10 protein-coding genes are annotated in these 8,833 nt (G+C 69.4%); 6 read left to right on the top strand and 4 right to left on the bottom strand.

Annotated features, from left to right (window positions below; all coding sequences use genetic code 11):
- A partial coding sequence (locus ACOJSF_RS01990; protein WP_420140561.1) for a 23S rRNA (guanosine(2251)-2'-O)-methyltransferase RlmB occupies positions 1-475 on the top strand: 475 nt, incomplete at its 5' end.
- 31 nt (positions 476-506) lie between these two features.
- Here the strand turns inward: ACOJSF_RS01990 and ACOJSF_RS01985 are convergent.
- Positions 507-959, bottom strand: coding sequence for a nuclear transport factor 2 family protein (locus ACOJSF_RS01985; RefSeq protein ID WP_420140560.1), 453 nt, complete (start codon positions 957-959; stop codon positions 507-509).
- 77 nt (positions 960-1,036) lie between these two features.
- Positions 1,037-1,354 carry a 2Fe-2S iron-sulfur cluster-binding protein gene (locus ACOJSF_RS01980; RefSeq protein ID WP_420140559.1) on the bottom strand — a complete coding sequence of 106 codons (318 nt, stop codon included), beginning with the start codon at positions 1,352-1,354 and terminating at the stop codon, positions 1,037-1,039.
- A gap of 76 nt (positions 1,355-1,430) precedes the next feature.
- Between ACOJSF_RS01980 and ACOJSF_RS01975 the strand changes: the two genes are divergently transcribed.
- Positions 1,431-2,069: a DNA-3-methyladenine glycosylase family protein gene (locus ACOJSF_RS01975; protein ID WP_420140558.1), complete on the top strand. Its 639-nt coding sequence runs from the start codon at positions 1,431-1,433 to the stop codon at positions 2,067-2,069.
- Here the strand turns inward: ACOJSF_RS01975 and ACOJSF_RS01970 are convergent.
- Positions 2,066-2,872: an NTP transferase domain-containing protein gene (locus ACOJSF_RS01970; protein ID WP_420140557.1), complete on the bottom strand. Its 807-nt coding sequence runs from the start codon at positions 2,870-2,872 to the stop codon at positions 2,066-2,068. The two genes, ACOJSF_RS01975 and ACOJSF_RS01970, sit on opposite strands and share 4 nt — an antisense overlap.
- Positions 2,851-3,492, bottom strand: a complete 642-nt coding sequence (locus ACOJSF_RS01965) for a TetR/AcrR family transcriptional regulator (RefSeq protein WP_420140556.1) — start codon at positions 3,490-3,492, stop codon at positions 2,851-2,853. Before ACOJSF_RS01965 ends, ACOJSF_RS01970 begins: the two co-directional genes overlap by 22 nt.
- A 95-nt stretch (positions 3,493-3,587) precedes the next feature.
- Here ACOJSF_RS01965 and ACOJSF_RS01960 point away from each other — a divergent pair, with 95 nt between their 5' ends.
- The 4 genes from ACOJSF_RS01960 to ACOJSF_RS01945 all read left to right on the top strand — a co-directional run bounded on the left by ACOJSF_RS01960 (position 3,588) and on the right by ACOJSF_RS01945 (position 8,635).
- Positions 3,588-4,997, top strand: a complete 1,410-nt coding sequence (locus ACOJSF_RS01960; protein WP_420140555.1) for an efflux transporter outer membrane subunit — start codon at positions 3,588-3,590, stop codon at positions 4,995-4,997.
- 17 nt (positions 4,998-5,014) lie between these two features.
- Positions 5,015-6,190, top strand: coding sequence for an HlyD family efflux transporter periplasmic adaptor subunit (locus ACOJSF_RS01955; RefSeq protein ID WP_420140554.1), 1,176 nt, complete (start codon positions 5,015-5,017; stop codon positions 6,188-6,190).
- A 4-nt stretch (positions 6,191-6,194) separates the two neighbouring features.
- Entirely contained in the window at positions 6,195-7,721 is a 1,527-nt protein-coding gene (locus tag ACOJSF_RS01950) for a DHA2 family efflux MFS transporter permease subunit (RefSeq protein ID WP_420140553.1), read from the top strand.
- Between the two features lie 203 nt (positions 7,722-7,924).
- Positions 7,925-8,635 (top strand): sterol desaturase family protein, encoded by a 711-nt coding sequence (locus tag ACOJSF_RS01945; RefSeq protein WP_420140562.1) that lies wholly within the window; start codon positions 7,925-7,927, stop codon positions 8,633-8,635.
- The last annotated feature ends 198 nt before the right edge of the window (positions 8,636-8,833 follow it).

The raw sequence follows: 8,833 nt of genomic DNA, 5'->3' as shown, positions 1-8,833 counted from the left end.
CGGCGCGGACAATCAGCGGCCGCTACTGGTGCTCGACCAGGTCACCGATCCGCACAATGTGGGCGCGGTGCTGCGCTCGGCCGCCGCGTTCGACGCGCTCGGCATCGTCACGCAGGACCGGCACGCCCCGCCCGAATCGGGGTCGCTCGCCCGCGCCGCGTCGGGCGCGCTGGAGATCGTACCGTGGGTGCGCGGCGTGAACCTGGCCCGCGCGCTCGACGAGATCGGCGAGGCGGGCTTCTGGCGGATCGGCCTGACCGGATCGGCCCCGCGCACGCTGGGCGAGGCGATCGGCACCGCGCGCGTGGCGCTGGTGCTGGGGGCCGAGGGCGAAGGCATGCGCCAGACTACGGAGGCGCATTGCGACGAGCTGGCCAAGCTGCCGATCAGCCCGCGCGTGGAGAGCCTCAACATCTCCAACGCCGCCGCGATCGCGCTCTACGCGGTCGCGACGCGGGGATCGGCACCGCGCTGACCGGCGCGCGGATCGTTCACCGGATCGGCCTCTAATTGACGGCGGCGATCGTCGCCTGCCGCGCGACCAGCACCCACCCGCCGGCGCGCTTCGCCCAGACATCGGTGAAAGGCCGCGTGACCTGCTTGCCCGCGCCCGGCCCCTTGATGGGGACCATCGTGTCATAGCCCATGACCACCGTCATCTCGGGCTTCTCGCCGACGAAGGTGATGTGCTTGCGGAAGTCGCGATAGTCGAGGAAGTCCTGCTCCATCACGGCGATGACCTCGTCCCGGCGTAGGACCGTATTGTTGGGCGAATTGACGACGAAGTCGTCCGCCCAGACGGCCTTCACGCCGTCCGCGTCGTGCGCCATCATCGCCTTGCCCAGCCGGCCGTAGGCCGCGCCGATTTCGGGCGGAACGCGCACACCGGGCGCGGGCTGCGCCATCGCCGAAGTCGCCAGCAAGAGGCAGGCAAGGCTCAGCTTGAAGGTCATCGGCATCGGGCCCCGTTGGAACCCGGTCAATCTGCGCCGGGCGGACGGCGCATGCAACACGCGCCGTCATCGCCGCCCGCTGCTCAATCCTCCGCCGCGATGCGGATGCGGATGCCGTCGAGCGCGGGCTCGAACGGAAGCTGGCACGACAGGCGCGAGGTTTCATCGCGATCGTCGGAAATGGCGAGCAGCTCGTCCTCGTCCTCGCCCATCGCGGGCAGGCGGTCGGCATAAGCCGGGTCGACATGGACGTGGCAGGTGGCGCACGAACAGCAGCCGCCGCACAGGGCGAGCAGTTCGTCGATCCCGGCGTCGCGGATCACCTCCATCACCGACAGGCCGACATCGCCCTCGATCTCGCGTTCCTCGCCTTCGCGGGTGACGACGATCAGCTTGGGCATTATCCGGGACCTTTCGAATGATGATATGCGGGCGCCCTCATGTCGCGGGCGGATGCCCGAGGCAATCGGGGAAAGAATGGGTCTCACCGCCGAACAGTTGAAACGCGGTCTGGATGCATTGGCGGCGATCGAACCCGGATTTGCGGGCGGGCTGACCCGGCACGGCTATCCCGAACCGCGCATCCGCCCGCGCGGGCACGAAACGCTGCTGCGCACGATCATCGGCCAGCAGGTGAGCGTGGCGTCGGCGAACGCGATCTGGGGACGGCTGGAGACGGCGGTGGGGACAGATCCCGCGATCCTCGCCGCCGCGCCCGACGAATTGCTGCGCGCGCAGGGGCTGTCGCGCCAGAAGATCGCGTACGTGAAGAGCCTGGCCGAACTGGTCGATACCGGGATGCTCGATCTCCGGGCTTTGCCGGCCGACGACGAGGAGGCGATCGCGGCGCTGACGCGGATCAAGGGGATCGGGCGCTGGTCGGCCGAAATCTACCTGCTGTTCGCGGAGGGGCGCGGCGACGTGTGGCCGGCGGGCGACCTCGCGGTGCAGGAAGAAGTGGGGCAGATCCTGGGCCACGCCGCGCGGCCGTCGGAAAAGCAGGTGCGCGATCTTGCCGAGGCGTGGCGCCCGCATCGCGGCGCGGCGGCGGTGTTCCTGGGGCACCATTATGGCCGGCGCCTTGCCGCCGGCCGCGCGGACAAGATGCCGGTCTAGCCCGCCTCTCGCGCGTCCAGGATCGATTCGGCGAGCGCGTGATCGGCGGGCTTGTCGACATCGATTCCCGCTTCCGCGAAGGGCAGCGCGACCGGGCGCGCGTCGAAGCCCAGCCGACGGCCGGCGCGGCGCATGGCCCCGGCTAAGGTGATCGTGCGCGTGACCGCGCGGATCGCGAGCCAGGCGCCGAAATGCCAGACGAGCTTGATCGCCTTCTTGCGGTCCTGCTCGACCGTGCTCCACGCATCGAGCGCGCGGATCGCGTCGGGGGTGCGCAGCGCGAACAGATTGGCCCCCGTCCAGCCATCGTCGGCGAAGCGGAGCCAGGTGCGGCGGTTGTCGGGATAGCGGCCCAGCAGCACGCGCCGCCCGACCACGCCGACCGCGACATCCGCGCCGGCCGATCCCGCGATCATCGCCTCGACCATCTCGACCGTCAGCAAGGGATGGTCGGCGGTGGTGGCGAGCACCGGCCAGGGCGCAGCCGGCCCGCCCGCGACGACGGCGATGCTGGTCGCGATCCCGCCGCCCGACGATGCGAGGCCGACGCGCGGCTCGTCCGCCAGCCATGCGCAGTCGCCGGTCAGCAAAGCGTCGGGCGTCTGCGCGAGGATCAGCACGCGCCCGATCGACGGGCAGGCGAGCAGGGTCCGCGCGACCCGCGACAGCATCGCCTCCCCCGCAATCGGCACGAGCGCCTTCCATTCCTGCCCGAAGGCGGCGGCGAGCGGATCGACGCCCGGCCGCTGCCCGGCAAGCAGGATCGCGGTCCAGCGCGCGCTCACTTCGCGTCCGGCCCCCATGCCCGCATGAACGTATCGACTGCGTCGGTCACGTCGGCGTCGATGCTCGCTTCCGACGGGATGGGCCGGGCGTGACGCCACAGCCGGTCGAGATAGCAGCCCGCCTGGCAGAGCGAGAGGAACTGACGCGCCGCCCGTTCGGCATCGCCCTGCCGCAGGCGGCCGGCCGCCATCTCTTCCGCCATATAGCGCGACAGGCGTGCGCGGACACGCTCGGGTCCGCGTGTGGCGAAGGCCTCGCCCAGGTTGGGAAAGCGCTCCGCCTCGGCCATGATCAGACGTTGGAGCCCAGCCGAGCTGGACGACAGGACCTTGGCAAGGAACAATCGTCCGAACCGCGTGAGCGCGGCGGCGGTGCCTTCGGTCGGAATGAGCGCGCCGTCGAGCGCGTTCTGGAAGACGGCGATCTTCTGATCGAGCACCGCCGCGAACAGATCGTCCTTCGACGGAAAATAGCTCCACAACGTCGTTTTCGATCCGCCGAGTTCGGTCGCGATCGCCGACATCGACGTCTTGGCGAAACCGCGTTCGAGGAAGGAGCGTTCGGCGACGTCGACGATGGCGCGGCGGCGATCGGCCTTACGCGCCTCACGACGACCGGGGGGTTCGGAACCGTGCATGGCGATCGTACTATACCGTACGGTTCGATATTGACAAGGCGTCGCGCCAGGCGCATCTACTTCGCGTACGCAACGGTACAGGCTTCCAGGACAAGATGACTTTCCGCCCCGCCCGCCTGATGGTGATCGGCGCCCTGCTGCCGCTGGCGGCCTGCGCGCCCGACCTCGGCAGCAAGCCCGCGCCGCGCACGGCGGCCAGCCTCGCCGCGAGCCGCAGCCTGCCGAGCGAGGCGGGGGCATGGCCCGGCGACGGGTGGTGGAAGCGCTACAACGATCCGCAGCTCGACCGGCTGATCGAGGAAGGCTTGGCGGGCGCGCCCGACATCGCCGCCGCCGCCGCCCGCCTGGCGCGGGCCGAGGGCGTGGTGCGCGCCGCCGGTGGGCGGCTCGAACCGTCACTGACGGCCGAGGGCAATGCCGGCAAGGTCAAGCAGAGCTACAATAACGGCTTTCCGCGCGAATTCCTGCCGCAGGGGTGGAAGGACACCGGCACGGTCAATATCCAGGGTGGCTGGGACATCGACCTGTGGGGCCGCAACCGTGCCACGCTCCGCGCGGCGCTGGCGGACCGCGATGCCGCGCGTATCGAGCAGCAGCAGGCACGCATCACGCTCGCTTCCTCGATCGCCGATGCCTATGCCGACCTGGCCCAGCTTTACGCCGATCGCGACGTGCTGATCGAAGCGGTGCGGATCCAGTCGGATACCGCCGGGCTGGTGGCGCAACGCGTGCAGAATGGCCTCGACAACCAGGGCCAGCGCCGCCAGGCCGAGGCGCAGGTGCCCGCCGCACGCGCAGATCTGGGCGCGGTCGAGGAGCAGATCACGATCACGCGCCACCGGCTGGCGGCGCTGATCGGCGCGGGGCCCGATCGCGGCCTGTCGATCATCCGCCCCTCGCTCGCCGCGCTCGCGCCGGTGACGCTGCCCGACAGCGCCGGTATCGACCTGGTCGGGCGCCGACCCGACATCGCCGCCGCGCGCGCGCGGCTGGAGGCGGCGGCCGAGCGGATCAAGGCGGCACGCGCGGCTTTCTATCCCGACCTCAGCCTGCGCGGACTGGTGGGTTTGCAGGCGCTCGGCTTCGGCAACGTGCTGAAGTCGGGATCGACCTACGGCAATGTCGGCCCGGCGATCTCGCTGCCGATCTTCGACCAGGGCCAGCGTTCGGGCGACTTCCGCACGGCGCGCGCCGATTACGACGCGGCGGTGGCCGAATATGACCGGACATTGATCGGGGCGCTGCAGGAAGTGGCCAATGCGGTCGCCAGCCGCACCGCGCTCGACCAGCAATTGCGTGACGCGCGTGCATCGCTGGAGGACAATCGCCATGCGTGGGAGATTGCCCGCTTGCGCTACAAAGCGGGCCTGTCCACCTTTCTCGACGTGCTTTCGGCGGAGCAGGGCGTGATCGCCGCGCGCCGCCGCGAGGCCGATCTTTCCGCGCGCGCCTTCACGCTCGACGTGGCGCTCGTCCGCGCACTTGGCGGCGGGTTCGTCGCATGACCCTTGAGGAACGACCGATGGCCGATCAGCCAGACCCCGACATGACGGCCGACGCGCCCGCCGCCGCCCCGCCCCAGCCCGCCGCGACCGACGATTCGCGCGCCACGCTCGCCGCGCGCCGGCGGCGCTGGCTGACCATCCTGGTGATCGCGGTCGTCGGGATCGGCCTGCTCGCGACCGCCTATCACCTGCTGATCGGGTCGCGCCACGTGTCGACCGACAACGCCTATGTCGGCGCGGACACCGCGCAGATCACGCCTTTGGTCGCGGGACAGGTGCAGAGCGTGCGGGTGTCGAACACGCAGGCGGTGCGCAAGGGCGACATCCTGCTGACGATCGATCCGGCCGACGCGCGCATCGCGCTCGCCCGCGCCGCCGCCGCTTATGCGCAGGCGCAGCGCGAGTTCCAGCAGACCAGCTCGACCGGCGGGGCACTGGGCGCGCAGGTATCCGCCCGCGAGACCGACATCGCCCGCGCGCGCGCCGAGGCCGAGGCATCGCGCGCCGAATATGACAAGGCACGGGTCGATCTGCAGCGGCGCGAATCGCTCGCCCGCTCGGGCGCGGTATCTGGCGACGAATTGACGAGCGCGCGCACTGCCTTCGCCAATGCCAAGGCCCAGCTCGCCGTGGCGCAGGCCGCGATCGCGCAGGCGCAGGCCAACCGCGTCGCCGCCGCCCGCAATCTAGAGGCGAACGAGGCGCTGACGCAGGGCACGATGGATACCAATCCCGATGTGGCGGCGGCGCGCGCGCAGTACGAACAGGCGAAGCTCGACCTGGAGCGGACCGTGATCCGCGCGCCGTTCGACGGGATCGTCGCGCAGCGCAACATCCAGGTCGGCCAGCGCGCGGCCCCCGGCACGGCGGTGATGACGGTGGTCCCGATCGACCGCATGTATGTCGATGCCAATTACAAAGAAGGCCAGCTCCGCCGCGTGCGGATCGGCCAGAAGGCGCGCGTCGTGTCCGATCTGTATGGCGGCGACGTCGTCTATCACGGCACGGTCACCGGGCTTGCCGGCGGCACCGGATCGGCCTTCGCGCTGATCCCGGCGCAGAACGCCACCGGCAACTGGATCAAGGTGGTGCAGCGCGTTCCCGTGCGCATCATGCTCGATCCGGCGGAACTGCGCGCGCACCCCTTGCGCGTCGGCCTGTCGATGGAAGCCACGATCGACCTCAACGACTGATCCGATGGCGCAGGATCAACCGAAGAAGCTGTCCGGCGGCACGATGTGGCTCGCCGGGGTGGTGCTGGCGCTCAGCAACTTCATGGTGGTGCTCGACACGTCGATCGCCAACGTGTCGGTCCCGCACATCGCCGGCAGCCTCGCCATCTCGCCCGAGCAGGGCACGTGGGTGGTGACGAGCTATTCTGTGGCGGAGGCGATCTGCGTGCCGCTGACCGGATGGCTTGCGCTCCGCTTCGGCGCGGTGCGCGTGTTCATCTGGTCGATGGTCGGCTTCGCGGCCTTCTCGATCCTGTGCGGCCTGTCGCCCAACCTCGGCATCCTCGTCGCCGCGCGCGTCGGCCAGGGCATCTGCGGCGGCCCGCTGATCCCGCTGACGCAGACCTTGCTGCTGCGCATCTTCCCCCCCGACAAGCGCGGCGCGGCAATGGGCCTGTGGGCGATGACCACGGTCGTGGCCCCGGTCGCCGGCCCCGTGCTGGGCGGCACGATCAGCGACAACTGGTCATGGCACTGGATCTTCTTCATCAACATCCCGGTTGCGGCGCTGTGCCTGTTCGGGGTGTTCGCGCTGCTGCGCGGCGAGGAGACGCCGACCGAGAAGCAGCCGGTCGACTTCGTCGGCCTGATCCTGCTGGTGATCTGGGTCGGCGCGCTGCAGGTGATGCTCGACACCGGACGCGACAAGGACTGGTTCGGATCGCCGCTGATCGTGGCCGAAGCGGTGATCGCGGCGATCTTCTTCGTCGCTTTCCTGATCTGGGAGCTGACCGACCGCCACCCGATCGTCGACGTGCGCGTCTTCCGCCATCGGGGGTTCAGCGCGAGCGTGATCGCGCTCGCGGTCTGTTACGGCACCTTCTTCTCGACCGTGGTGATCACGCCCCAATGGTTGCAGGGCTATCTCGGCTACACCGCGCAGTGGGCGGGGTTCGTGCTCGCGTGGCAGGGTATGTTCGCGGTCGTCGTCTCGCCGATCGTCGGGCGCCTGTCGGGCAAGTTCGATCCGCGCATGCTGGTCAGCGGCGGCATGTTGTGGCTCGCCTTCGCGCTGTTCCAGCGCACCGACTGGACGAGCGACGTCGATTATTGGAGCCTTGCGATCCCGCACATGCTGAACGGGCTTGGCCTGCCCTTCTTCTTCGTGCCGATCACCATCCTCGCGCTCGCCTCGGTCGAACCACGCGAGACCGCGTCCGCCGCCGGCCTGTCGAGCTTCGTCCGCACGCTGGCGGGCGCGGTCGGCACGTCGATCGCCACGACGCTTTGGGCCGATCAGGGGCAGTCGAGCCGCGCCAACCTGAGCGGGATCGTCCACAGCAACTCGACCGCCGCGCAGCAGCTCCGCATCGAAGGGATGGACCCCGAACGCACGCGCGGCCTGCTCGAACGGTTGATCGACCAGCAGGCGATGGCGATCGCGACCACCCACCTGTTCGAGATCGGCACCGTGCTGCTGATCGCGTCGGGGCTGATCGTGTGGCTGGTGCCGCGCCCGCGCAAGGCGGTCGATACCAGCGCCGCGCACTGAGGGGCCGACGCGCCGGGGCAAAGCCGGCGGCACCGGCCTCCCGAAAACGGACCCGAGAACGCCCGAAAAGCGCCGCATTGCGACGGCAGGGACACTTCCCATATGAGTAGGCCGCGCATGCGCGCCGACAGTGCAAGGAATCGTCTGTGGCCAGTTCTTCGATCAAGCCCAGCTTCTGGCGGCGTGAGCATTTCCTCGACCGCATGAACCTGAAGCAGCTGGTGGTCGCCTATTTCCAGTATCCGGCGGTGATCGCCTATCTGCTGCTCGCGGCGGCCTCGACCGCCGTGTGGTTCGCCTATCCGGCGGGCGCGCTGGCGACGATCGCCTCGGTCGCGGTCGCGATCATCCTCTATCCGCTGGTCTGGTACGCGCTCCATCGCTGGGTGCTGCACAGCCAGTGGATGTACAAGATGCCGCTGCTGGCCGCGACGTGGAAGCGGATCCATTACGATCACCATCAGGACCCTAACCGGCTCGAAATCCTGTTCGGCGCGCTGCACACCACGGTGCCGACCATCGCACTCGCGACCGCGCCGATCGGCTATCTGTTCGGCGGGATCGGCGGCGCGGCGGCGGGCTTCGCGGCGGGGCTGCTGATGACCTGCTTCTACGAATTCTGCCATTGCATCCAGCATCTGGCCTATACCCCCAAACATCCGATGCTGGTGAAGATGAAGCAGCGCCACATGGCGCATCACTTCCACGACGAGACGGGCAATTTCGGGATCACCAACTTCTTCTGGGACCGGCTGTTCGGCACCAGTTACGAGAAGGTGAGCCAGCGCAAGAAGAGCGCGACGGTGTTCAACCTAGGCTACACGCCCGAGGTGGCCGAGAAGTATCCGTGGGTGGCCAAGCTGTCGGGCGGAGTGGCCACGGGGCATCCGTCCAAGCGCATCCGCCAAGGCTGAAGCCGGCCGCCGGTCGGACCGGCGGCTGGTCGCATCTTCGCTTTACCTGTGCCCGCCGCGCGCGCAGAGGCCGTGGCCGCAAGCGGAGAGGATCATATGGCAAGCGGCATTACCATTCGGCCGGTCACCAGCAAGGCGGATCGCAAGGCGTTCGTCGCCCTGCCCTTCCGGCTCTATGCCAATGATCCCGCCTGGGTG

Origin of the sequence: Sphingomonas sp., from assembly GCF_048594985.1 — a bacterium.
GTDB lineage: Bacteria > Pseudomonadota > Alphaproteobacteria > Sphingomonadales > Sphingomonadaceae > Sphingomonas_I.
The sequence above is the reverse complement of the archived record's forward strand: the minus strand, read 5'-3'. Positions and strand labels throughout refer to the sequence as shown.

Bases quoted from the DNA above. Each gene is read 5' to 3' on its own strand.
- ACOJSF_RS01985 (WP_420140560.1), bottom strand. From the start codon at position 959: ATGCCGATGACCTTCAAGCTGAGCCTTGCCTGCCTCTTGCTGGCGACT.
- ACOJSF_RS01980 (WP_420140559.1), bottom strand. From the start codon at position 1,354: ATGCCCAAGCTGATCGTCGTCACCCGCGAAGGCGAGGAACGCGAGATC.
- ACOJSF_RS01975 (WP_420140558.1), top strand. From the start codon at position 1,431: ATGGGTCTCACCGCCGAACAGTTGAAACGCGGTCTGGATGCATTGGCG.
- ACOJSF_RS01970 (WP_420140557.1), bottom strand. From the start codon at position 2,872: ATGGGGGCCGGACGCGAAGTGAGCGCGCGCTGGACCGCGATCCTGCTT.
- ACOJSF_RS01965 (WP_420140556.1), bottom strand. From the start codon at position 3,492: ATGCACGGTTCCGAACCCCCCGGTCGTCGTGAGGCGCGTAAGGCCGAT.
- ACOJSF_RS01960 (WP_420140555.1), top strand. From the start codon at position 3,588: ATGACTTTCCGCCCCGCCCGCCTGATGGTGATCGGCGCCCTGCTGCCG.
- ACOJSF_RS01955 (WP_420140554.1), top strand. From the start codon at position 5,015: ATGGCCGATCAGCCAGACCCCGACATGACGGCCGACGCGCCCGCCGCC.
- ACOJSF_RS01950 (WP_420140553.1), top strand. From the start codon at position 6,195: ATGGCGCAGGATCAACCGAAGAAGCTGTCCGGCGGCACGATGTGGCTC.
- ACOJSF_RS01945 (WP_420140562.1), top strand. From the start codon at position 7,925: ATGAACCTGAAGCAGCTGGTGGTCGCCTATTTCCAGTATCCGGCGGTG.